The sequence below is a fragment of the Rhodococcus sp. PD04 genome, assembly GCF_035918275.1.
Taxonomy (GTDB): Bacteria; Actinomycetota; Actinomycetes; order Mycobacteriales; family Mycobacteriaceae; genus Rhodococcus; species Rhodococcus rhodochrous.
This window is the reverse complement of the sequence record NZ_CP142144.1, coordinates 381,512-404,509: the sequence shown is the minus strand read 5'-3', so window position 1 is coordinate 404,509 and position 22,998 is coordinate 381,512. Positions and strand designations below refer to the sequence as shown.

Here is a 22,998-nt window from a genome sequence, read left to right as displayed (position 1 = left end):
TCGTTCGACCGAAGCATGGGGAGGGCGCGATGCGAGCGCTACGCCCCCTTGTGATGACTGAAGGACGAGTCGGGCGGACGCGGCGGTAGTCGGCCGCATGTGTGCACGGACCTGTGGCTTGTTGTTCGGCCGCCGGGGCCGGAAGCGGTCGAGTAATTCGGCGACGTCGAGCAGTTCCGGTGGACTCGAGTGCTGGTGCGGCGGGACGTGCATGCTCGTCGCGGTGGCCGACACGGTGCCGGCTCCGTCGATGGTGACGCCTGGGTCGGGACTGCGGGTCGGGGTGCTCGAGATAGGTTCCCGGGTGGCTGGGTGGAGTCCGGTGAACATCCGGTTTCAGGTGCTACGCCTGCGTTCACCCGTCATCGGCGTGAGTCGGTGTCAGTGCCAGGTGACGTCGATCTTGTCGATGGCGTCGAAGTGGAAGCCGAACTGGTCGTTGTAGACGTCGAATCCCTTGTTCTCGGGGTAGTCGATGGTGGCGTGGCGTTCGAGGATGGCGACGACTCGTGCTTGGTCGTCATTGGCCAGTGCTGCCGCCAACGCTTGGGATTCTGCGGCGCTGAAGGGAATATCGGAGTTGCCGAAGTCCAGTGTGCGGGTCCGGTAGTCGTAACCTGCCTCGTCGCCGTTGCGTACGTGCACGCGGCCGGTAACGCGGATGGTGGCGATCTTCGGGGTGCCGTCGGGGTTGAGAACACCGGCCTTGTCCATGACGTCCTTGGCCTTGACGTCCTTGAGCTTCGACCGCGCGTCGTTGCGGAGCTCATTGGTCTTACCGGAGATGTATTTGCGCACCGAGGAGGGGCTGCGGCCGATCTTCCTCGCTACCTCGTTCACTCCCCCGAGGCGTGCAACGGCGGCGCGACGCTGAGCCAGCTCGGCGACCTCGCCATGAGGAATGCGTCCTTGCTGCGCCCAACGGCGCAGCGTGCGGTCCGATGGTGGGGTACGGCCGGCGTCGATGGCGGCCTGTCTGAGCCCGTCGTTGCCGATCTCGGTGCGGATCTGTTTGACCGAGACTCGCGAGGTCAACCCGGCCAGGCCCCGGCTGGTTTCTTGCGCCTTGGCGACACCTGCAGCCGCCGCAGCCGCGACAGTAACCTTCATGCCGTCGAGGCCGACAGTTTTCTGCGGCACGGCTTTCGATCGAGGTTTCGGTAGATGCAATGCCATCTACTGCTCCTCATCGTGATCGGCGCCGTGGGCAGCGGCAATCGCCAAACGCACCTCATGGGTGGTCTCGGCCTCCGCGAACGCCAACAGCATTTCGTCGGTGAGCTCGACATGCTTCTCGAGGACCATCTTGCCCAACGCATCGCTGTCGTCGGCGAGGGTCTGCCCCTCCCCCACCAGGTACACCCAGGAATCGGTCATGGTGCGGATCGGCCAGCGTCCGGTCTCGCGGGCGATGCGCATCGCGACGCGGCGGCCACGCCAGCGGCAGTGCGCCATGATCGCCGCTCGCCACAGCGGCTGATGGTGGTGTTGCATGCGGGTAGCGGTCCACATGTCGGGGTTGACCATCCGGCCGACGTAGCCCTTGTAACAGGCTCCGAGGAAGCGCTTCATCGCCGCGTCACCGCTCTCTGCTGCGACGGCGCGCGCCTCGCGCAGCACTTTGGCCCACTTGTCGAGGGCGCGGCCTTGTTCTTCGTAGACCCAGGCTTCGGTGATGTCGAGGTCATCGACGTCGAGGCCCATTCCCCCGTCGGCGATGGGAGCGCACAATCCGTCGAGGCTGATGGTGGTGATCCAGGTCTGTACGGGTTGCTCGTCGAGCATCGCCGGGTGCGGCAGCGGTAGTTTCTCCGGCAGCGCGTACTGCCCAGCGGCAGGGAGGGTCACGCGCCAGATCCCGAAGGGTGGCTTGTCGCTGGTCGCGGCGGCCGCGGCATCGACACCGAGCAGGTTGCGGACCCGGCCGTAGCCGAACGACAGCATGCCCGCCGAGGCCAGATACGCGGCGCGCTGGTCGATGGTGACCAGGGCGGTGGCGCCCTCGAGATCGTCGGCATCGGGGATGCGGGACCAACCGGCGGCCGGCTCGAAGTCCCCGCGTGGGGCGCCGTCGATCGGGGGAATCGGTCCGCCGGCGGTCACGACGATGCCTTTGCCTGTGCGGAGGCGTTCGCGGCGGATCTTGTCCAGGACCGCAGCGCCGGTGCGGGCAGGGGTCGGGCCGGGCAGGGTGTCGAGGTGTTTGATGGACCAGGCCAGGCGGCGGCCGAGTTCGCGGGCGGCGGGAAGGTCGTCGTCAGGGAGGTAGGTGCCGGCGGCGGGATTGCCGAGGATGCCCATGTCTCCGACACGGTTTCCCCAACCGAAGTCCTTGTTCCAATACGTCCACACGTAGGGCTCGAGGACGAGGTCGACCATCTGGGTGGCCTTGCCGACCTTGCGGATCAGGTGGATGACGTAGCCAGGGTCGCCGCGCAGTTCCCAGCCTGCAGCGATCAGAGGTGGCAAGGTTGCCGTGATGGTCTGGGTCAGTTCGGTCGCCGCTCGTTGACGAAGCTGTTCGAGGTCGTCGACGTCGTCTTCGCTGCCGGGGTCGATGCTCCAACCGAGCTGGGAGCAGGAGTCGATCCCAACGAACCACACCTGTGCGGTGAGTCCGTGTGGGGTCAGCGCTGCCCAGTGCAGCAGCTTGTCCAGCTTCTCGATCGAGTCGACCGGTCCGGTCAGACGGGCACCCGAGGGTGTGTAGGTCGCCTCGGCGGTGACTATGATCGCGTGACCGTCCGCGTCCTCGGTGACAGGTAGGGACTCCCATGGCCGAGGCTCGACCGGGAGGTCCTCTTCCTGATCGGTTCCGGCAGCATCAACTGTGTCGGACGGGGCGGTGTCAGCGTCGGTTGGCGACAGGTCTTCCGGTGGCGTATCGGGTGTGTCGGACGCCGGCTCTTCGGATGCAGACGGTTCGGCTGACGGCTCTTCGGGTTCAGGGTCGAGATCGAAAAGGGCGATCTGGTCGTCGATTCCGCTCATCGGCTCACCACTGCAGCCCTTCTACGATCTGCCACCGGTCCCGTCTCCGAGTCGTGCCTACCGGAGCTCGAGTGCATCGATGAGTTTGCGGCGCTCGTCGTCGGTGAAGTGCTTACGCACTGCCGCGGCGAGCACGTCCGGGTCCGCGCCGAGTCGTTTGAGTGCCTGGGCAACCTTGTCCACCGGTTCGAGCTTGCTGGCAGGCTCTTTCGGCTGCGGCGCGTCGGGCTCGGCAGTCTCTTCCTCTGCGGGTTCCGGCTCGGGATTCTGAGCTGCTTCCCATGCCGCGACCTGCTCCTCGAGCGGAACCCGGGCCAGCGAGCGGGCTTGCCGGACAGCGAGATCACCTGCGCGCAAGGCTGCTTGCAGCTCAGGGGCGAGTTTGAGCAGGGCGCGACGCTGGGACACCCAGCCTTTGGAGCGGCCGAGCTTCTTCGCTGCGGCGTCCGCGCTACCGAACTCCGAGACCATCAACTCGACTGCCTTGGCTTCTTCGAGGACGTCGAAGTCACGGCGGTCGATGTTCTCACTCGTTGCCGCCCACAGGATTTCGCCCTTGTCGACGGCGATGCTGTCGCGCAGCACCACGTCGAGGCCGGGACGTCCGTACTTCTGGGCGGCGGCGAGCCGGCGGTTGCCGTTGACGACGATGTACTGCGCTGCGCCGATGTCGTCTTCGTCTTCGGGCCACAGTTTCAGCCAGGCGGTGCGGCTGACAACGGTTCCGGGTTGCAGCTGCCGGTCGGCGATGGTCGCCAGATCCGACAGGTCTCCGAGTTCGTCGCGCGGGTTGCGCGGGTTGGCGATGAGCTGATCGACCGGAACATCGGCGAGCAGTTGACCTTCGAGCGGCTCGATCGTGGTTTTCGTCTTTGTGGGTGTGGGGGTGCGCTTGCGGTCGACCGGAGAGTTATCGCCTACTGCTCCGACAAGAGAGGCAAAGTTCGCGCGCCCGCCCTTGGGCGGCATCAGCGACCACCGTCCGCGAGCTCGAGGCTGAGCTTGTAGAAGTCCTCCCGTGCCTGCAGAGAGACGCGGTTGGCTTCGTATTCGGTGACAACCCGGCCTTCGGCGGCGGCGCGGGTGTGAACCTTGTAATGGCGCACCACTGTTCGTGCGAGGGGCCATCCGTTGGCCTGGACGAACTCGCGGGTCTGTTCGAGATCGACCTTGCCGTCGCGGGGATCCCAATTGTTCACCACGACAATGAATTTCTTACCGAGTGGTTCGATGACCTGCTTGATGGTGCGCGCCGTGGGATCGAAGCACAGCGGTTCGGGTTCGATCGGGACGATGACCAGATCGGCGACCTCGAGCACCGCCCGCAAGGCGTCGGCGGAGCTGCCGGTCCCGAGGACATCGGTGCCGTCGTCGGCGCCGGACAGGTCGATCCAGCCGGGAGTGTCGACGTAGACGTGCTTGATGCCGGGAAGCTTGTCGAGATTGCGGAGCACGTCGAGGTTGTCGTGAACCTGGTCGATCAGAAACGGCAGTTCTTCGACGCGCGAAGCCCACCAGACTGCGGAACCCTGGGGGTCGACCGAGATTGCTGCGACCGGGGACTGGACATCGTCATCGTCGCCTGCGGTGAGAACATCCGCTTTGACGGCGGCGAGGTTCATGGTGAGGGTGGATTTTCCGACGCCACCTTTTTGGTTGAGCATGACATGAACAGCCATAGGTTACCTCCGTATGCTTCACCCCACGGTGGGGCTACTTCGGACTCGCGTCGTCATCTCTTGGCGGAGATGACGATTGCGCCTGTACCACTGTAACGGTTTCGATGCAGTTCTATGAGGCGCGCAACTCGTACAATAGACCCTTACGGGTCTACGGAACAAGCTTTCGCCGTATCATCGCAGATGTGCTTCGCTACCTGACTTTGCACGAGGTTGCCGACCGTGTCGGCATCACCTACAACACCGCCAAAGGCTATCTACGGAAAGGTGTTCTGCCGCAAGCTGATGCGTCGATCGGGCCCCGGTTCGGTTGGCTCCCTGAGACTGTCGACGCGTGGATGGAAACGCGGCCGGGTCGAGGTCGACGGGTACACAAGGGCACTCCCCCGACCCGAATCCGCCTGGCTTCTGGAACGAAAAAACTCTGATCGCTTCGGCGTGTCGCCGACGTCGCCATGAAGGGGACGTGCACGAGGTGAACGCGGTGCGGATGCCTGCCGTTTTGAGGGTGTCCCTACCTTGCGGCAATTTCGTCACTGTGACGATTGGGTTGCCTCCGCCGTGCTTACCAAGGGCTCACGATTCTTTCTGAGCCGGCGTACTGATGCCCTGCACGAAACCGTCAGAGTTTGACCGTAATTCCGGATCTCCCTGCGCTGGAGCCCTTTGTCGCACTCGTCTTTGACTTCCTCCATGCCATGTTCTGGAGCGGTGGTTTACCGCGGTAAACTACCGCAGATTTTGGGAAGGACGCGTCTCCCTTCCACGAATGCAATCCGGAATGGCCCCGCTCCCCCATGACTCACCTCTCGTAGACGTCAGACCGGACGTTCCCATACAGCGCGGCCGCACAGGGGTTGACTCAGCCAGTGCTTGAGCGATCTCGCACGTGCGGCGCTTCTCGGTCTCTCCAACCGTTGCAGGCAGGTGGGGTCATCGACACCAACCCCATGGGGTGCAACGCTCGGAGTATGCACTGGTCCCCCTCTCCCCCGTCTGGACTCCTAGCAAATGCCCATCCTCGGGGTGCTGGTGCGGATCGCTGAATCAGCACAGGTCTGTCGATAGCGAGGGGCTTGCGGGAGAGCGTGTTTACCGCGGTAAACGCGCCATCGCTATCTTTCGTAGCTCACCCCTTCAAGTCGGAGCTGCCTACCTCTACTGATTCCATCATTTGAGAGACGAATGCCGAGGAAGGTTTGCCGCGGTAAACCGCGTCTCTTCTTCTCGTGCGCGGATGGTCGCTTCCCCACTCGCTCTATCCTGCTCGTTCCTCTGCCGATGTGTGACGCCGAGGTTCGTCGCGGACGTGAGTGGCTATGATCCGCGCTGGTTTACCGCGGTAAACCAATCTCTTGCCTCCCGCCATCTGAACGGAACAAGCTGTAGGAAACCTGATGCGACGGCGTCCCTATCAGCAGCACTGGAGGCTCCCGCCTTGCCTCGATCTGCTTCGCGCATCTCTTCTGGGTAGCCCCTCGTATTCGTTGTCGTGGTTTACCGCGGTAAACCACGACACCCAGCTGATCACCCCTACGTCGCCTTCTGCTCACGTTCCAACCCATTGCCTGACAGAACGGTTCTCGTTGTTCATGCCAACAGAGGCTCAATAGCAGACCGCCGAACCAACCGCGGTTTACCGCGGTAAACCGTATAGGCGCTGGACTACCTGGCCGCTGCTTCATTGCTGGGGTGCGCGCAACTGCGGCTTTAACCATTCGGCGGTTTACCGCGGTAAACCGCCGAATGGAGTTCTTATGTACCCACCACCGTCGATCACCAAGACGCGAACCTCCTCGCTGCAGATCTGCCTGATCGATGGAAGGTCCTCTGCTTCTTACCGACTGCAGGATGCGGTGGAGCCATCAATATGTTTCGCCCTCCGCGGTGCGTACGACTCGACCGCGTTACCTTCTTGACTCGCTGGTTTACCGCGGTAAACCAGGCCATACCATCGCTAAGGAAGGTCGCGCGTCGCCACCGGGTCAGCCGGTACAGATTTCGTGGTTTACCGCGGTAAACCGGCCGCAGTTCGTAGGAGCCCCAATTAAGACATAGGTTCCTGGTTTACCGCGGTAAACCAGGAACCTATGTCGCGAAGGGAGAGTCGAGGCACGGAGTTCGGCGGGCCGAAGGCAGCAAAGATCGCATGCGGTTGTCGCAGGTTGTCAACGAGCTGCGCGACGGCCCGTTCACGACCTGTGTTTACCGCGGTAAACCGCCGAAAGGGAGTTGAGGTTGCGCCGGCTGTCGGACGGCGAGAGCGACACAATTTTGTCCTTCGAGTTTGTGTTTACCGCGATAAACCTCAGGGATGCTGTAATCGCTGTGCCTCGCCCGAACCGCGTACTCGAATTTGTCTGTTACTCTCCGGCTCTCCAGAGATAGTAGGAGGATGCGAAGGTGATCGCGATCACCTTAGTGCGGCCCCAACGAACCGATTGGGGTCAATAGGTGGGGGAGTAGAGGTGGTTTACCGCGGCAAACCGTAGGTCGGGCTTGGACCCAGGGCCACGATTCGGAAGTTGTCCACTCCGCAGCATATGCAGAATCTGTTGGTTTACCGCGGTAAACCAAGGCGGTGGGCCAATCACTGCGCCGACACACGTTCGAAGCGTACATTCCGGTCGTCTCGATGGATCTGCCGATGGTAGTTCTCATGCTGTCGTCAGCTCGTACGTTGCCGGATCACTTTACTTGGAACGTTTGTCCTGCAGCAGCTTGCGGATCCGCGCCATGGTGTTAACCCGAACTTCTTCCGATGCGGCCTTCTCAGCTCGTTCCGCTAGGGCAGAGGCAGCTGCGTGGCGTTCGGCGTCGCGGTGTCGTTTCGCGGCCTCGGCGCGTTCGGTGGGGGAGGGGAGTGACCAGTCGATAGCGGCAAGTCTCCATCGAAGGTATCGGATGGGATGCTTCAGCGAGTCCTGTGTAGGCCAGATCCATCCACGTCGGCGGGTGTCTTCGGTAAGCACAAGTGCGATATCGCGGCCAGTCCATCGCTCAGGATCGACGTAATGGTCCCTGAGAGCGTCACAGACGGCTCCGACATGTTCTCCGGTGTCTAGGCATGGAGTGTGCAAAATTAAGCTCGCAGCGGCCTTCTGGAGGCCGATTGGACGCGGTTCTCGGGGTTGGTTATGTGAGTTATCGAGCCTGCGCGCGCTCGCGCGCGTTGTCTTGTACTTCTTAACAGAAGTACAAGTACCAAAAGATAGAGCAACAGATTGGGGGCCATGGCTGGCGTCCTGTGGATAAAGCGGACGATGAGGCTCCCCTAGAGTCGGGGCTGCCTTGGTGTAACGCCGCGAGGGGGACGGGGCCAGGGTCGTGCGATCATACGTGCCCCGACGGACGACTACCTTGGGGGAGACTAGAGCCCAGACACTGGTGGCCTTGACCTGTTTACGTCCGTGATGCGCTTCAGCTGCCCACTGTTCGAGTGTACGTAGGAAACGTCCTCGGACCATCTCGCGGGCCAGCCCGAACTCGACCAGCACTCGTCGAGCGCGCTTGAGAACAGTGACGGACACCCCTGCGCGTTCTGCGAGTACTTCGCGGGACGCTGTGACGCGTCGGCCTGTCCGCCGGTCCGCGAACGATGCCATGCTCACCGCGACGGCAAAGACACGTTCGGGGTCGGCGTGATGGCGCCGGCAGAGATTTCTGCCCTCTTCGCGGTTGAGAATCTCGCGGACTTGGCGTTGCCATTGTGTGCGGCCTGACCATATGGGGGTTTTGGCCTGCAATTGCGATGAGACGGGAATTGACCACGTGCGGCCGCGCTGGCCGCTTTCCTCATTCATTTTTTCGACGCGTTCGATATTTTCTTTAGCGCGAGAGACGGCGTCGGAATATTGAATATCGCCGAAATTGGCGATTGGGGAAATGGGGGATTCGTCCTCTGGGCGTGTGATCTGCTCATCGGAGGTCGTCGAAAAGGTTGTTTGCTGTTCAGGGCATGGGGTACCCTGAGACGTACCAGGCACGGTAAGTCCCTTCGGGGAATCGGGGATTTCAGCAAGGAAATCCCTGGTGAAAGCACAAAATGGAGTCGAAGCGGCAACTTCGGCCCCAAAAGGACACCTGACGGTGAGGGTGAAAACTAACGCCGTTAGGTGTTCGGAGTTCCGGTCGATCTCGGCAAAGTTCGACCGAATGACGAGCCCCCGCAAGGGGGCTTTGTCATGTGCTGTCCAAGCATCATGTAGTTGTGTGCGATGAGTGCGGTTCGATCTCCTCCGGTCGGTTTATATTCCTGGCAGTAATTTCATCACATCATCCCTCTCATGTCGCGCACCGGCTCGAATTTATTTTCACGGGTCGATGGTGTGCGAGAGTCGGGCAGACGCATTGACGGGCTGTAATTACGAATCGTGCCCTCACGCCCCTGATTTCGCGGAGACCGGTGAAATCAGGGGAGGAGGGAGCGAAAGGTCAGTGTCTACCGTCCCCGGCGTGCCGTGAGCCATCTTGCAGCGACATCCGGCGCGGTGCGCACTCGAGGGCGGGCGCCGCGCAGGTCGTAGGAGCCGTCGGCGGCGCACGTTACTGGCTGGCAGTGAGACGGCCGAAGCACGCGATCGGACCGCTCTTGACCCGAGTTGCACCAGATTAGTGTGCCAACCCCGACCGGGGATTCGCGATGCCGAGAGAGTCGAGGATGTGCACGGCGTCGTCGGTTAGTGGATCGAAGGCGGTGTGTTCGTGGCCGGCGATCGTGACGGTGACTTCCTGCAAGGGACGCAAGGTCCGCACGATCTTCCTGATCGATATCCCGGTCGAGTCCTGCAGATAGCGTGAGATCGCCAATGCGGTGAACACGACGGTCAGGTGCGCCTCGATCGACTCCCGGGTGTGACTGAAGATCGGGCGGGCCCGCAGGTCGGTCTTCGACATCCGGAACGACTGCTCGACATGCCACAGATCGTGATACTTCCCCATCACCTCCTGCGGATTCATCAGTGAGACAGGCAGGTTGGTCACGTAGCCTTTCAGCCCGATGAGGGAACGCGCCCGGGCCAGAGCGTCGGTGTCGAGGGACTTGCCCTTCGTTGTGTTCTTGACGAACCGCGGTGCTCTAGCAGCACGGGTGCCGTCAACGACCTCACGGGCCCGGGCTTCCTGCGCGTTCAGGGTCTGGTTGTCCCGCACGGCACGCTTGGTCGAGTACGCCCAGATCGCACGCCACGCCGACGTGTCGGCCGGCTCCCACACCGGTTCGCTGCGGCGACCGATGTCGTTGACCGAGCTCTTGGCGTGCCGTGGGGTGACGGTGTCGATGATCTGCCCGTCGGTGAACACGTCCCCGTGCCAGTGGAAATGACTGGCCAGATCCGCCGGAGCCTTCGTCACCCGCGATCCGACGATGAACTTCAGTCCGGCAGCATCGAGATCCTTCAGATTCGTCGACGACAACATGCCGGCGTCGGCGGCGATGACCATCTCCACCCCGTCGATATTGTGGCGGGCCTGGAACTGCCGCACGATCGGCACGATGGTGCGGGTCTCGGCATGATTTCCCTCGAAACACCCTATCTCCAAAGGAAATCCGGTGCGGTCGACGAGCAGTCCGACGACGATCTGCGGGTCCACCCGGCGCTCTTTCGAGTACCCGACTTTCCGCAGGTCGTCTTCCTTCTCGGCTTCGAAGTACAAGGTGTTGGGTGGACCCGGGGCGCGGTGGCGGCATTGCTGCTGCTCCGTTTCCCCGGGCCTCCCGCCGAACCCGCCGTGCGCCTTTCAACGCAACGGGCTCTCCACGACGATGGTGCCGGTCAGGCAGCCATGATCGGGTCGTAGGGACTGGGGATCTTCGTCCCGCGGTACCAGTAGCGTTCGATCCGCACTCGAGTGGGATCGAACAGGACCGCATCCGAGGTCGCGATGGGTCTCCAACTGCCGTCGGAACGGCGGAGCCATCGTTTGACCTTGGACCAGTTCCAACGACGCTGCTCGCGCTGCCAGGCCACGAACCTTCGCCAGGTGAAATACCGGAGGAAGGAAAACCGTCGCCCGGCCAGCGCGTGGCGGAAATAGTAGGTCCAGCCACGCAGTGCCGCGTTGACCTCGACGATCACAGCCGTCAGGGGCCGAGGAGACCGGCGTGGGGTCAACTGGCGGATGGTCTGCTTGATCGACCGAAACGCCTTGTCGGCGATGAAGGTCATGCAGTACCACTTTCCGCCTCCTCGTCGTTGCCTCCACTGGAGGTGGAAGCCGAGGAAGTCGATCCCATGCTCGAGGTGCGTGATGCGGGTTTTGGTCTCGGACAAACGGAGTCCGATCCCGCCGAGCACCTCGGTGACTTGTTCTTTCAAGGCGAGTACGTCATCTCTGCTGCCGTTGGTCATGATGACGAAATCGTCCGCGTAGCGCACGATCCGCCAGTTGCCCATCCCGCTACGCACCCGTTTGCGACGAGCCCACTGCGTGGCCTGATCGCCACCGGGTTGCCACGGAGCCATGATCGCCTCGTCCAGAGCGGACAACGCGATGTTGGCCAGCAGCGGTGAAATGATCCCGCCCTGAGGCGTTCCCGCATCGGTGCCGCCCTGGCGGCCGAGCTCATCGAGCACCCCGGCCTTGAGGAACGCCCGCACCAATGCGACGGTCTTCTTGTCCGTGATCCGTGCCCGCACCCGTGCGAGTAATGCCCGGTGATCGATGTGGTCGAAACATCCTTCGATGTCCGCGTCCAGCACCCACCGGTACCCGCGTTGGGCGTAGGAATGGATCTCGGCGACCGCATCGTGGGCTCGCCGCTTCGGCCGGAAACCGTATGAGACCGGCAGAAAGTCGGCCTCGAAGATCGGTTCCAGCACCATCTTCAACGACTGTTGCACGACCCGGTCGGTCACGGTGGGGATCCCCAACGGGCGGGACTTGCCGCCCGGTTTGGGGATGAGCACCCGCCGCACCGGCGCGGGCCGATACGTGCCGTCCTCGATGCTTGCGGCGATCCCGGACAAGAACGCCTGGACCTCGCCGCGCTGTTCGATCCGGTGCACTGTCGCACCGTCGATCCCAGCAGTGCGAGCTCCTTTGTTGCGTGCCACCACCGACCAGGCCATCCGAAGATAGTCCGGGTGGGACACGAGGTTGAACAAGTCCCCGAACCGCGCACTGCGGTCGGTCTTGGCCCACCGGTGATACTTGATCTGCGTCCGCGCTACCCGATCCCGGGCGATATCCGCCCGAGGCCCGGCGCCGGAGTTCACCGACGCGTCTTGCGCCATCGCAGTACCTCCTATCCATTGTCGCTGCCGCCCTTCCCGATGTGTCCGGCTCTCCCGGACTCGCAGTACTACGGCGGCTCCGCCAGCTCCCGGATCGGTCGGTGGACGACGCACCCAGCCACCCCGCAGCACCGGCTGCACCACGGTCGTGGCAGATCCGAGAACCTTCCCGTGTTCACTCGCTGTTCGCTCACCGAAGGAGGCACCCGGCTATCTGCCTGCGGCACCCACCGGCGACTACTCCGTAGTCCTTCGCCGCCGGCCCCGCCCGGGAAAAGTAACTCGTCCCCCGGACGGTCTGCCTGCCCGTCACTCCGGCAGACAGCTCACCGCGCCCGCCCCAAATCCGCAGGGTTAGAGGCGGTTATACGTCAAGACAGGTGATGACACCGGTTCCTCGCGTATACCTCTTCGGCATCGCTCGCCGCGCCCACGTCATCCAGCGGTGCTGACGCGACACGGCTTTGTCAGGGCTGCTCCCACCCTCCCGGGCGTCTCCCCGGTCAGGCTGCCCCCAGCTTCATAGACTCCTGGCTACGGCCAGGCTCAAGGCAAAGGTCTCTCACCTCCGCTCGAACAGCAAGCGCCTCACGGCGCACGGTCACGTCGTAGAGCAGCAGGTTCAGATCCCCCGCGGTGGCGGCATGCTCGAAGCAGCGTCGTGCGATGTCGTCGCGGTAACCGTGGGCGGTGCACCGCTGCAGAGTTCGCACGAAGGTGTTGCGGTGCGCCGGGGCAATCCCGATCTCCCGCAGCACTCTGCCCGCATCCGCAACCGACGTCGGCTCGACGAGCCGGGCTGCCACGAGCTGGAAGAACGCCTCGTTGTCGACCACATCGAACCCGAGACGCCGCCACGCAGCAGCAATGACCTCAATCAACCACCGAGATCGCTTCCCGGTGATCGTCGGTGCGGCACTGGTGGTGGTGCCCAGGTCGAGGTCGAGCTCTTGCTGGCCGGCGAGCAGCTTGGTTCGAGCGGTTTCGAGCAGCGCGGCGAGCTCGCTGTCGGTATGGGCCGATCCGAGGTGCTCGAGCACCTTGTCCCGGCGTCCCTGCTTGGCCGCGATCTGCACCGCGGTCGCTCCCGAAGCGGTGCGGACTTTGCGGATGTAAGCGGCCACGAGGCGGAGTCTACCGAGCCGTTAGTGTGCCATTTCCCGAACACGCACCGTCGCTACCTGCACAGATACACCGGACCACCCGGAAACCGGCTCACCTGGTGCAACTCAGGTCGTAGGAGCCGTCGGCGGCGCACGTTACTGGCTGGCAGTGAGACGGCCGAAGCACGCGATCGGACCGCTCTTGACGTCCTCGAATTGCATAGGGGCGGCGTGGATGAACCAGGGCGTAGTGTGTACAGGTGTGGCCGTAGGCGAAGTCGCCGACGAGCACATCGTGAAGGAGTACACGTCCCCTCCGCGCGGTGGGTGCCGGCAGAGATGGGCTCCTTGGACTCTCCGAGGAAGTAGGTCTCTGCGCGCCGTGCTCGGGTGAAACTGCGTCGAGGAGTCCGGGGTAGTGCCTTGGCTTCGATGAGTCGCTGGGCGTTGGCGGATGGAGCGTGCCTGATCCGTACGGAGTAGGGGACAGGGTCCGGTGTGACGCCTGCGCTGCGCGCACGATCGCAATGGGGGATCTCGAGTCGCTGGTGTCGCGTGGGAGAGCTGATACGGATCTCGGGGCGATTCAGGGTGCCTGCGAGTCGGGTGTACTGGTGGGTCGTGCGTCGCCGACAGGGTCGCCCGGAGGTGCCTCATGCGTGCAGGAGAGTTGATGTTCGTCGTACGGCAGCTTGAACTCAGGGAACCTGGCTGGATGAGCACTGGGGCGGAGTCAGCTTCGAGTGGGTCGGTGTCGACTCGAGTGGGGGAGTGGCCTGGTGCACGCAGCTGCGGATGGGTGCAGTCCGCGGTCCGCGATTGGGTCTTCGCGGTGCGGGACCCGTCCCAAGGTTGGTCTTGCTGAAATGACGAGCGGTAGAGAGTTCTTGTCGCGTAGTGATGAGGAAGGGTTCGATCAACCCGTCGCTACTGTCGGGGGCAAGGGTGCGGGTTCTATTGGGCCTTCGCTGCGGTGTCTGCGGTCCTTTGCGGAGTGTGGCGTCAGTAGTCGTGCGCGATCGTGATGCGAGATGGCTAGCTTTCGTAGGGCGCACCTACTGTTGACAGTTTCTTCACTGTATTGGTCCAGGCATGAGGTCGCGGCCGGTGCTGAGCTAATTGACGGGGAGTCCGGCTCGAACCGCGATCGGCTCATGAGGTCGTATTTCCGGCGGTCGGGTCAAGTGAGAACCTTTGTGTTCAGAATCCCTACGCTTCGGTCGTTGAAATCCTGTCGTGGGGACGTGAAACGACGTCGAAGCTTGTTGGTTGCTACGGATTGCTCCCTCTGGCGGTGGTACGAACGACACCGATGGGCCGCTGCGCGAACCGAATTGCGGATTCGTTTCCGTCGGCCGCGATGGTTACTGCGGTGGTGCCGCGTCGAACGGCTTCGTGGCCGATGCGACGCCAGAGGGTTTACGAGACTTACCATTGTTTCGAAGTCTGGTGTCGTGCTTGCTGACTCATGGGGTTCCCCGAGCGGCGAACGTGGCTGTAGGAATTGTGGGTCGATGCGATCGCCCATATGGCACCTCGGGCACAGGGTATGGACCTGAGGGGCGCGGAGTACGCGATTGGTGCGATCCGGACCACTGCCGCTGTTTTGTGTGGTCACGGGTCTACTCACAATTTTGCGGACCACGGTGCTGTAACGGGCCGAGGGGGCGTGTGACGGGCTGCATGAACGGATAGGCCCCGGTCGTCTGATGTCGCATACGGTGACGAACCGCGATAGGCAAGGGATTACGGACCTCTATGGGGCTTGTCGGCCATAAGTTCTGAGGCGCTGGATCGTCGCAGTCGTGCGATAATTTCTGAGTAGAGTTGTCCATGTCAATGATGTGGGTTGCGGAGTTGGTTTGGCTTTGGTGACAAGAGGCTACTTAGACTCCGGCCGGATGCATTCGAAGAGGAGATCAACCTGTGGCGCGTAGAACAATCGTTGAGACTTTCGACGACATCGATGGAACTGCGTTGGACGATGACGGAGAAACCATCAGTTTCGCTGTCGATGGGGTGGAGTACACCATCGACCTGAACAAGAAGAACGCTCGCGACTTCCGGAAGAAGATCGACTACTACGTCGAGCATGCGACCCGCGTCGGAGGCCGCAAGAAGCGAGCCGGAACGGCTCGGTCATCCGATCCGAATTCTCCGAGCTCCAAGGAGATTCGAGAGTGGGCAATTGAAGAAGGTTTCGAGGTTCCCGCGCGAGGACGTCTGCCTCAATCCCTCGTCGACGAGTACGTCGCTGCTCACTGACAACTAGTGCCGCACCCGTGAACCTTTGCCCGTTCTGGCCGACACGCCGACCGGTTGCGGCGTGTCGGCCACGGGATCGGTCAGCCTGGTCGAGTGGCAGAACGAGTACGCGTGCGAGAGATCGATGACGACGAAGGCAGACGGCTGGTACGGATCATCCGCCGCGGCACCGGATCGGTGGTGACCTGGCGGCGCGCCCAGATGGTCCTGCTCTCGGCCCAGGGCATGCCGGTACCGAAGATCGCCGAGGTCAGCTTCACCAGCGCCGACCGGGTCCGTGATGTCATCCACAACTTCAACGCCGACGGATTCGACTCGCTGTACCCGAAGTACGCCGGCGGCCGGCCGAAAAAGTTCACCCTGCCGGAGCGCCGGGAGATCAAGAAGATCGCCAAGTCCGCCCCCGCCGAGCACGATCTGCCGTTCTCGACCTGGAGTCTGACCAAACTCGCCGAGTTCCTGGTCGCCGAGGGGGTGGTCGACGACATCAGCCACGAGGGTCTGCGAGTGCTGCTCCGCGAGGAGGGTGTCTCCTTTCAAAAAGTGAAGACCTGGAAGAGATCTCGGGACCCCGATTACGCGGTGAAGAAGGCTCGGGTCGAACACCTGTATGCCATCGCCGATGGCGATGTCGTGTCCGATCCCGATGAGCCACAGGCGATCTTCTGTCTCGACGAGTTCGGTCCCTTGAATCTGCAGCCGCATCCGGGCCGGCAGTGGGCGCAGCGTGGCGGCAGGCACAAGGACCCGGACCGGGAGCCGCGGCGCCGGCGGCGGGCGACCTACACCCGTCCGAACGGGGTGCGGCATCTGTTCGCCGCGTACGACCTGGGCAAGGACAAGCTGTACGGGCACGTCAAGACGACGAAGAACCGCTCCACGTTCCTCGAGTTCTGCCGTTACCTGCGCACTCTTTACCCGGCGGAGGTTCGTATCGCGATCGTGTGCGACAACTTCTCGCCGCACCTGACCACGAGGAAGTGCCAACGGGTCGGTCTGTGGGCAGAGGCGAACAACGTCGAGATCGCGTACACCCCGACGAACAGTTCGTGGCTCAACCGGATCGAGGCGCAGTTCACCGCGCTGCGGTACTTCGCGCTCGATGGCACCGACCACGGCAGTCATCGGGAGCAAGCGTCGATGATCCGTCGCTACATCATCTGGCGCAACAAGCACGCCGAGGATCAACAGCTACGGGAGATCGTCGACAGGGCAAACGTTGCGTGATGCGGCACTAGCTCACTGCAGAAGCTTCGACTCACCGCTTCGCCCCGTCTTCGTCCACCGTGGTTGGAGCACTTGCGATGGGCCAAATCTAGGGAGGCCGAGTCAGTGCGATCGACAATGAGGAAATAGGGCAGAATGCGTGGCCGCCTTCGGATGGCGATAACCGGACGACCCTGCTCGAGTGCCCTGCCGTATGCGATCGGCAGGGCACTTTTGTTTCTTTGTCGCGGACAGAATGTTAGGGATAAGAAGGGCGCTGTGAGGTGCTCGCGTCGAAAGTATCGACGTCCGTCGATGCTGACCTATGTCGTCGCTATCCATTCAACTGTTTCGGTAGCTACTGTCCCGGCGTCTTGGGGCACATGGCAGAGCGCAGGCCCTCTGGTGATGTGCGATACGCAACCACACCGTCGTCTCTCGCCGGGTGCGTTCTATCTCGAATACCGCTCTGATACGGGCGGTGCAGCGCTACATCGAGCCCAACCGGTGCGCTGTCGTCGAACAGGGTTTCGGTACTGACGACGTCTTCCATCACTGTCGATGGGCTCCGGTAGCGATTCGCTCACGTTGTCAAGGCCGTGTCGAAGGACGCGAATCAGACTTGCACGCCATCGATTTCGACGGACCAGCGCCGCCTCCTGCGTGCATGGACAGTAGGTACCACGAGATGGTGCTCGCAAGCGCCGGCGACCGTGAGCAGCGCGGCAGCAAGGAAGTCCCAAATGCGTACGTCGGCGGAGTTGATGAGTAGGTAGGGGAGTGGCTGGAGCACAAGGCTCGTTACTGGCGCGACGGTGAACTACCTGGGATGTGCACGCCGTCCTGTTGCTTCTTGTAGTAGCCCCCGGGGTGTCGCGAGTGAGGACCACGGACGGCGGAGAGATGGTTTGTCATCGCCACGCGCTGACGACGTCGTCTGGGGGGTCGTACGAGGGGAGTCAATTGCTCGGCGGCGGCAATCGGTCGAGAGCGGGTGTGGTGCTGCATTGACGGGTTGGTAGTGCCGCGGTCGATGATCTTGCTGAGAGGGGCGTCGATGTGGATGGCAGGCGCGTCTCTCACTGGTGCAGAGGACGAATAGCTCGAGCTCGGGGAGTTCGGAGATCTGAACCGCCCGAGGGGAGATAGGGGTACCAACGCGGCGGCAGTACGGCTCCGGGGTTCTCCCCGTCATGACGGGTGGGGTGAAGACCTGAGGTGAACCCCTCGGGTTTGTACAGTGACCTCGGCCGCAACGTCCCACACGCATGTTGCGGTCTGGCTGTGGCTCCTTCGACCGAGCTGCGGTGACGAATGTTCAACTCCATCTCGGGAGTGGTCGAGTCCTGGCAGGCCGCTCACCCCTCGGAGCTGCCCGCCCTGTGCCCCGGAGTCCCTGATTCCGGGGCACGGCGACTCGGGAAGCGAACGTTGTGCATCCCAACGGACTGCTCGACCGTTTTCTCGGGCCGGCGAAAGGGATCGTTGCGGAGACAACCATCCTGGTCGGCAGCTCTATCGGGAGGGTCAATCTTCGCTGTTTCGATGACGAGAAGGTGTTGGCGGCGTCACCCCCGGTCCTGGACGTCGTGGCCGTTGGAAGGGGGCGCGCGGTGGCCGTGGCGCGTTGTTCTGGGGTTTTGTGGCTGCTGGCGTCGGTGTTACACCGACGGGAGTCGTCAGGGTGGGCGTGCTTGACCGAGTTCGCTATCATGTATTTGCGAGCGTAAATCATCGCAAATCAGGAGGTCGTGGTGAGTGAAGCAACGACGGAGAGCCGCTATTTGCGAGGCGACCTCAATTTCGAAGATGCCTTGCGTGAAGTGACCGGAGTCGACATCGGCCGTGATCAACTCGTGCAGATCCTCAAGAGCCTCCATACGGCGAATCCCGCCGGGCCCGCACTGTCCGAGCACGACGCACGCGTGCTTACCGATGCCGGATTCACCGCGAGTCCCGCCGCTGCCACGGCAGCGCGAGTTGATCGCGATGTTCGGATGGCCAACCTCGTCGCGACCTCGTTGTCCATTGCAGACGCTGCAGTCAGCCTCGGCGTCACGCCGGCTCGCATCAGGCAACGAATCGCCGACGGTACCCTGTGGGCATTCGACTCCGGTCGCAACCGCTTGTTGCCTCCGGCGCAATTCACCGACAACGGGGCCGTGCCTCACCTCGACAAAGTCATGCCCCACATTCCGAAGGACCTGCACCCGCTGACGGTTCAGACATTGCTCACGCAGCCGCAGTCGTCATTGGTCGTCGATGGCCGGCCGGTCTCGATCGTCGCGTGGTTGACCGGCAGCGCAGGCACACCCGAAGAGGTCGAGATTGTGGTCGACGTGCTTGCCGCCGCCGAGTGGGAATCAGCGTAGATGGGGGCAATGCTTCCGCCACCGCCCTCCATCGCGAAGCTTCGTGCGGCAGGTCTGCTGCCGAAGGAAATACTCGAGTGGCAGCCGAGCGCGATCGTGTGGCGCGTGCACCGTACGACGGGCTCGCACGTTCTCCCGTGGAATGCGTTGCGTGAGTTCGGGCCGATTTTGCGGTTCGATCAGCATCCGCTTCCGCGTGGGGATCATCCCGGCTACGGCGTGTGGTACGGCGCTTCGAGCCCCCGAGGTGCATTGGCGGAAGCGTTTCAATCGGCGAGGGTGATCGATCGCCGTCGCGGTGAGCCTTATCTGACCGGTGTGCGCTTCACCCGCGTTCTGCGGTTGCTCGACGTGTCCGGTATCGGTGGAGGTGCATGGGCCACTCGGGTGGGGGGCAATCACGCTCTTGATTCCGTGCCGCACCGCCTCTCGCAGCATTGGGCCCGCACTATCCATCGCGCTCACACCGATCTCGACGGGGTCATCTATCGCGGTCGGTTTGCCGGCAGCACGTCCGTTGCTGTCGTCGAACGTGCTGCTGATGCGTTTCCGCAGCGTCCTGTGCTGTCGCTTCCCTTGTCGCATCCTGGTCTGGCTGATGCCGTTGATACCGCGGCGTACGAACTCGGCTATGTCGTTGTTTGATCCGGTTGCGGGGCATGGCCATCGCTCACACACGTACTGAACGTGGGGAGGTTGACAATGGTGGGGGAGGCGTCGGCGAGGGTGGCGAACAGAGCCGCTGGTCGTTTCGAGTAGGACGGTCCGGTCGGCAGTGCTGTGCTGGCAAGCTGAGTCGATCCGGAGTGCCTGTGGGCCCAGTGGTGTCGGGGCATTCGAAAGGGTGGAACACGGGTAAGGGCAAGGGATCGGCCCGTGTGCCGTGTGACGTCGGCAGATCTGATGTCGAGTTGTATGCCGGGCGGGCTGGTCTCGGCGTCCGAAGTTGAGCGGTACGTCGCCGATCTCCGCCTTCGTGTGGAACCAGTGAGGCGTGTCCTCGAGCGTCTCTGTTGGGCTCAGGACATGACGCCTTCGACGGCGCGATTTGCTATAGGAGGTCGGTGGTGGCGGGTCGTTGATGACGTGGCGTTCGGTGCGAGCCCCCGAGGTCTGCCTACTGGTAACGGGTGGGGTTGAGGTTGCGACCTATGGTTTGTGAATCTTCACCAGGCGCCGGCCGCCGTTGCTTTGTCAGCCCTTGCGTGTGCAGTGGTTGCCGTTCTGTTCCGGGAGTCCAGTGTTGCTGTCGTGTTCGTTTGTGCGGCAGCCGTCCTGATCGTTGTCAGCGCCGCGTTCGGGATGGCCCGGTTTCCTGCTGACCGTGTGCGTCGGTGCGAGGTGTGTCGGCAGCGTCTCGCTGGTGACGAGTATGAGGGGTTGTGCTCGGTCGCCTGTGCGGCGGAATATCGCGAGGTGCTGGACCGGCAGGAGGAAGAAGACCACTGGTGGCGCGCTATCGCATAGATGGTTGGTTGTCGCTGGTGTTGGCGTGCGTCTTGTTGCGCTCGCTGGACGGGGTCTGTCGGCCCTGACGTTGTCGGGGCACCCGGTAAGAGAGTTCGCGAGATCCGGGGGCGGTCATCGACCTGGCAAGTGGTGGTTCGAGCGGTGATGGCCGCGGTTGACGGTCGGTTCGTGTGATGATCGTTCGCGTCAGATCGCTGCTGAGCGTGATGGCCGGTTCATCACTGACGAGGCTCAGGGAAACTCCCCAGCTGTGCTCAACGAAAATCCCCACCCGTGAGCGGTGTTCACTGTAGCGGTTGTCGGGTTCCGGTGGTGGCTTTGCGGAGGTTCTCCGAGCGTGCGTGATGATCGCGCAGCCGGTAGGAATCACCGTCGAGGTTGAGCACCACGGATCGGTGGAGGAGCCGGTCGAGCATGGCGGCGGCCACGGTCGTGTCACCGAGGACCTCACCCCATTCCCCGACGCCGCGGTTGGTGGTCATGACGATCGAGGTCTTCAGATAGCGTTGCGCAACAACCTGAAACAACGCCGATGCCGCCTCCCCGGGCAACGGAAGATAACCGAGTTCGTCGATCACCAGCAGGGTCGGTCCGGCGAAGAACCGCATCGTTGTCGCCCACCGACCCTCGATCGCGGCGCGATGACAACGAGCGGCGAGATCGGCGGCGGTGGTGAAATAGGTGCGATACCCGGCATGGACCGCAGCGCGGGCCAAACCCACCGACAGGTGCGTCTTCCCGACCCCGGGCGGGCCGATGAGCAGCACATTCGTCGCCGTTTCCAGGAACCGGCAGGTCCCGAGTTCGGCGATGAGCCGTCGGTCGAGGTTCGGGGCGGCATCGAAGTCGAAGTCCTCCAACGAGGCCGGCGTCGGCAGGCAGGCGAACCGCAGCCGGCCGGCCAACCGACGCGCCTCGGTGGCGTCGACCTCGATCGCCAGCAACTGCTCGAGAGCGGCGGTCATCGACAGGTTGTCCTTCTGGGCCCGGTCGAGCACCGACGGCAGCGCTTCGGCGGCGTCGTGCAGTTTGAGCACGGCCAGATGACCGCGCAACCGCTGGTAGAGACTGGCCGCCTCGCCGGTGTTCGGCGGCGGGATCGGGTCCGTCGTGGCCGGTGTGCTGTTCATGCGAGGGTGTTCCTTCCTCGAGCGGCCCGCTCGTAGGTCGACAGATCGATCACGGTCGATGTGGTCCCTGCCGACACCGAGTCGGACTCATCGGACGACGACGCTGCAGCCTCGGTGGTGCGGCGGCGCAGTGCGTGTGCCGCCTCGACGGCCTCGGGTCCCGGTGGGATCCGTTCTTTGCGGCGGTGCGGGCGACCACCGGTGCCGGCGGCGGCCATCGCGACCTGTTCGAGCGCATGGACGTGCCCGTGGTCGCGGACCATCACCCCGGCTCCGTCCGGCGCCAGGCGGTGTCGCGCGATGGTGATCTGCGAGCCGGTGACGATGTCGATGACCTCCGCTCCGAGCACCCGGGTGACGGTCACCTGCGCCGACGCCAACTCCGGCGGCACCGAATACCGGTTGCCGCGATAGGACACCAACGCCTGCCGCGACACGACCCGGGACTCGGTGAGGATCGCCGGATACGGCACTGTCGGCGGCGGCGACAACGCTTCGGCGGCGGCCAGGGCGCCCACGGTGGTGCGTCCGTCGGCGGTGCGGCGGGGTCGGGTGTCGCTGCGCACCCGGCAGAACTCGTCCAACCTCGCCTGCGCCTGCTCGACGGTGACGTCGTCGGGCAGGGTGCGCCACCAACGTTGGGCAGCAGTATGGTTGGCCTTCTCGACGACGCCTTTGCGGTTGCCGGCCCGAGCCGGACAGATCGTCACCGTCACGCCGTAGTGTTTCGCAACGCCGGCAAAGCTGGCGGTCATCCGCCCGCTGTCGGGATGACAGACCGTGGCCATCCGGTCGAAGCGCCAACTACGGGTCAGGCCACCGAGTCCGCGGCAGATGCGATCGAGACCGTCGACCAGATGCGGCTGGGTCATCGCCGGCGCCGAGACCCCGCGCCAGCGCCCGGAATGTGCCAGCGAGCCGACCAGCAGATGCGCCATCGACCCCCACCCCCAAGAGGCAGGTGGGTTCGGCAGATCGACCCAGTCCCACTGGGTTTCCTCACCGGGTGGATGCTCGATGACCGCGTTCGCTCGGTCGGTCGCGTTCGCGCAGTGCTCGCACACCGGCCGGAGTTCGCGGTCGCGGATCTGCCGGGTCAGCGTCTGATAGGACATCCGGTAGCCGAGGTCTTCGAGTTCGTCGCACAGGGTCCGCGCCCACAGATGCGGATCTTCCCGCAGCCGGCAGGTGATGTAGTCGACGAACGGTTCGAACGGGTCGGGTTCGGTGCGTGTGCGCACCCCAGGGGTGCGTTCGTTGTTCAGATAGGCCCGGATGGTCTTGCGGTCGCGGCCGGTGTGACGGGCGATCGCCGAGATCGTCCAACCTCGTTTGCGTAGGGCGTGTACTTCCACATCGTCCTCCCATGTCAGCATGAGAATGCGGGTCTCCTTCGACTGGCTGATGCGTGGTCAGAGACCATCAGCATCGGAGGAGACCCGCCCTCATTGGCGGTGCCACACGGGTGGGGAATTTCAATGAGCGTTACTGGGGAATTTCAGCGAGCGCCGTCATCACTAGACGCGTGAGGCAGTTCCGTGCTGGCT

11 protein-coding genes and 2 pseudogenes are annotated in these 22,998 nt (G+C 63.3%); 4 read left to right on the top strand and 9 right to left on the bottom strand.

The window, feature by feature from the left end; genetic code table 11:
* Positions 1-381: 381 nt before the first annotated feature.
* The 7 genes and pseudogenes from U9J23_RS26120 to U9J23_RS26090 form a co-directional block, all read right to left on the bottom strand.
* Positions 382-1,176: a hypothetical protein gene (locus U9J23_RS26120; RefSeq protein WP_085470921.1), complete on the bottom strand. Its 795-nt coding sequence runs from the start codon at positions 1,174-1,176 to the stop codon at positions 382-384.
* Positions 1,177-2,991, bottom strand: a complete 1,815-nt coding sequence (locus U9J23_RS26115) for a hypothetical protein (RefSeq protein ID WP_326603238.1) — start codon at positions 2,989-2,991, stop codon at positions 1,177-1,179.
* A 57-nt stretch (positions 2,992-3,048) separates the two neighbouring features.
* Positions 3,049-3,960: a ParB/RepB/Spo0J family partition protein gene (locus tag U9J23_RS26110; protein WP_272269518.1), complete on the bottom strand. Its 912-nt coding sequence runs from the start codon at positions 3,958-3,960 to the stop codon at positions 3,049-3,051.
* Positions 3,960-4,670, bottom strand: a complete 711-nt coding sequence (locus tag U9J23_RS26105) for a ParA family protein (RefSeq protein WP_026061884.1) — start codon at positions 4,668-4,670, stop codon at positions 3,960-3,962. Before U9J23_RS26105 ends, U9J23_RS26110 begins: the two co-directional genes overlap by 1 nt.
* A gap of 4,611 nt (positions 4,671-9,281) precedes the next feature.
* Positions 9,282-10,328, bottom strand: a pseudogene (locus tag U9J23_RS26100) (IS1634 family transposase); the annotation flags it as partial.
* A gap of 116 nt (positions 10,329-10,444) precedes the next feature.
* Positions 10,445-11,905 carry a group II intron reverse transcriptase/maturase gene (gene ltrA, locus U9J23_RS26095; RefSeq protein WP_326603236.1) on the bottom strand — a complete coding sequence of 487 codons (1,461 nt, stop codon included), beginning with the start codon at positions 11,903-11,905 and terminating at the stop codon, positions 10,445-10,447.
* Between the two features lie 527 nt (positions 11,906-12,432).
* Positions 12,433-13,029, bottom strand: a pseudogene (locus U9J23_RS26090) (IS1634 family transposase); the annotation flags it as partial.
* Between the two features lie 1,905 nt (positions 13,030-14,934).
* Here U9J23_RS26090 and U9J23_RS26085 point away from each other — a divergent pair.
* The 4 genes from U9J23_RS26085 (at position 14,935) to U9J23_RS26070 (ending at position 19,496) form a co-directional block, all read left to right on the top strand.
* Positions 14,935-15,273 (top strand): histone-like nucleoid-structuring protein Lsr2, encoded by a 339-nt coding sequence (locus U9J23_RS26085; RefSeq protein ID WP_088899677.1) that lies wholly within the window; start codon positions 14,935-14,937, stop codon positions 15,271-15,273.
* Between the two features lie 93 nt (positions 15,274-15,366).
* Positions 15,367-16,500 carry an IS630 family transposase gene (locus U9J23_RS26080; protein WP_268655833.1) on the top strand — a complete coding sequence of 378 codons (1,134 nt, stop codon included), beginning with the start codon at positions 15,367-15,369 and terminating at the stop codon, positions 16,498-16,500.
* A 1,733-nt stretch (positions 16,501-18,233) separates the two neighbouring features.
* Positions 18,234-18,851, top strand: coding sequence for a hypothetical protein (locus tag U9J23_RS26075; RefSeq protein ID WP_041804393.1), 618 nt, complete (start codon positions 18,234-18,236; stop codon positions 18,849-18,851).
* A 9-nt stretch (positions 18,852-18,860) separates the two neighbouring features.
* Complete coding sequence (locus U9J23_RS26070) at positions 18,861-19,496, top strand: RES family NAD+ phosphorylase (protein WP_272269666.1); 636 nt, start codon at positions 18,861-18,863, stop codon at positions 19,494-19,496.
* Positions 19,497-20,605: 1,109 nt separating this feature from the next.
* Here U9J23_RS26070 and istB read toward each other — a convergent pair.
* Positions 20,606-21,451: an IS21-like element helper ATPase IstB gene (gene istB, locus U9J23_RS26065; RefSeq protein ID WP_159419419.1), complete on the bottom strand. Its 846-nt coding sequence runs from the start codon at positions 21,449-21,451 to the stop codon at positions 20,606-20,608.
* Entirely contained in the window at positions 21,448-22,827 is a 1,380-nt protein-coding gene (locus tag U9J23_RS26060) for a Mu transposase domain-containing protein (protein WP_272269664.1), read from the bottom strand. Before U9J23_RS26060 ends, istB begins: the two co-directional genes overlap by 4 nt.
* Positions 22,828-22,998: the final 171 nt, after the last annotated feature.

Excerpts from the sequence above, each read along its gene's own strand:
- U9J23_RS26120 (WP_085470921.1), bottom strand. The coding sequence starts at position 1,176 with ATGGCATTGCATCTACCGAAACCTCGATCGAAAGCCGTGCCGCAGAAA.
- U9J23_RS26115 (WP_326603238.1), bottom strand. The coding sequence starts at position 2,991 with ATGAGCGGAATCGACGACCAGATCGCCCTTTTCGATCTCGACCCTGAA.
- U9J23_RS26110 (WP_272269518.1), bottom strand. The coding sequence starts at position 3,960 with ATGCCGCCCAAGGGCGGGCGCGCGAACTTTGCCTCTCTTGTCGGAGCA.
- U9J23_RS26105 (WP_026061884.1), bottom strand. The coding sequence starts at position 4,670 with ATGGCTGTTCATGTCATGCTCAACCAAAAAGGTGGCGTCGGAAAATCC.
- ltrA (WP_326603236.1), bottom strand. The coding sequence starts at position 11,905 with ATGGCGCAAGACGCGTCGGTGAACTCCGGCGCCGGGCCTCGGGCGGAT.
- U9J23_RS26070 (WP_272269666.1), top strand. The coding sequence starts at position 18,861 with ATGCTTCCGCCACCGCCCTCCATCGCGAAGCTTCGTGCGGCAGGTCTG.
- istB (WP_159419419.1), bottom strand. The coding sequence starts at position 21,451 with ATGAACAGCACACCGGCCACGACGGACCCGATCCCGCCGCCGAACACC.
- U9J23_RS26060 (WP_272269664.1), bottom strand. The coding sequence starts at position 22,827 with ATGCTGACATGGGAGGACGATGTGGAAGTACACGCCCTACGCAAACGA.